This is a genomic window from Arthrobacter sp. Y3221159, assembly GCF_059089885.1.
Window position 1 is genome coordinate 1 of sequence record NZ_JBNHFC010000050.1, and the last position, 762, is coordinate 762.

The 762-nt window shown below is 66.9% G+C and carries 1 protein-coding gene; it reads left to right on the top strand.

Annotated features, from left to right (window positions below):
• Positions 1-19: 19 nt before the first annotated feature.
• The coding region (locus AC5RT3_RS20605; protein WP_494125109.1) for a serine dehydratase beta chain at positions 20-762 on the top strand (743 nt) is incomplete at its 3' end.

Consider the following 762-nt stretch of genomic DNA (forward strand, 5'->3'; position numbering starts at 1 on the left):
TTAGTTAGGAAGACCCGTTATGGCTGTTGGCGTTTTTGATCTCTTTTCGATTGGGATCGGTCCGTCGTCGTCCCATACTGTGGGGCCGATGCGGGCTGCTGCTGTGTTCGCTGAGGAGCTGAAGGCATCCGGCAGGCTGACGGACGTGGCTTCGTTGCGGGTGGACCTGTACGGGTCGCTGGCGGCGACCGGGCACGGGCACGGGACGATGACCGCGGTGCTGTTGGGGTTGGAGGGGTTCCATCCGGAGCTGATCCTGCCCGGGGAGGTGGAGGAACGGCTTGCCTCGATCGCGGAGACCGGGATCCTGAACCTGGCCGGTGCCGGTGGGGAGGGCGTGCCGTTGCCGTACGGGGTGGGCGATATGGTGCTGCGGCCGTTGACGGTGCTGCCCCGGCACACGAACGGGATGACGTTCACCGTCACGGACGCGGCCGGGGAGGTGCTGCATGCGGCGACGTTCTTCTCGGTCGGTGGCGGGTTCATCGTCCGGGAGGGCGAAGAGGACGCGGCGCAGCAGGAACTGGAGGCCTCCAAGCAGGAGCTGCCGTTGCCGTTCCGGACCGCGGCGGAACTTTTGGCGCATTGCCGGGACACCGGGCTGGGCATCGCCGATGTGATGCTGCTCAATGAGAAAGCCTCCCGGGACGAGGAGGAGATCCGGGCCGGGCTGCTGCAGATCTGGTCCGTGATGGAGAACTGCGTCGCGACGAGTTTGAAGCGGGCCGGGGTGCTGCCGGGCGGGTTGAACGTGCGCCGCCG